Here is a 325-nt window from a genome sequence, read left to right as displayed (position 1 = left end):
CCCCAAGGTGCTGCCCGAACTGGTGATCTACGATCCGGAGCTGACGCTTGGCCTGCCGGTCGGCATCAGCGTGACAAGCGGCCTCAACGCCATCGCGCATGCCGCCGAAGGCCTCTATGCCGAGGACCGCAACCCGATCACCTCGATGATGGCGACCGAGGGCATGCGCGCGCTGAAGGAAGCGTTGCCGGTGATCGTCGTCAGCCCTCGCGAAGCGGATGCACGCGCCAAGGCGCTCTACGGCGCATGGCTTTGCGGCACCGTGCTCGGGCAGGTCGCCATGGCGCTGCACCACAAGATCTGCCACACGCTGGGCGGCAGTTTC

The 325-nt window shown here is 66.8% G+C and carries 1 protein-coding gene; it reads left to right on the top strand.

The annotated features are described in order from the left end of the window. A partial coding sequence (locus EN845_RS34395; RefSeq protein WP_135931315.1) for an iron-containing alcohol dehydrogenase occupies positions 1-325 on the top strand: 325 nt, incomplete at both ends.

The organism is Mesorhizobium sp. M8A.F.Ca.ET.202.01.1.1 (assembly GCF_004791595.1).
Classification (GTDB): Bacteria; Pseudomonadota; Alphaproteobacteria; order Rhizobiales; family Rhizobiaceae; genus Mesorhizobium.
Note: the sequence above shows the minus strand (reverse complement) of the source record. Positions and strands in the feature narration are given on the sequence as shown.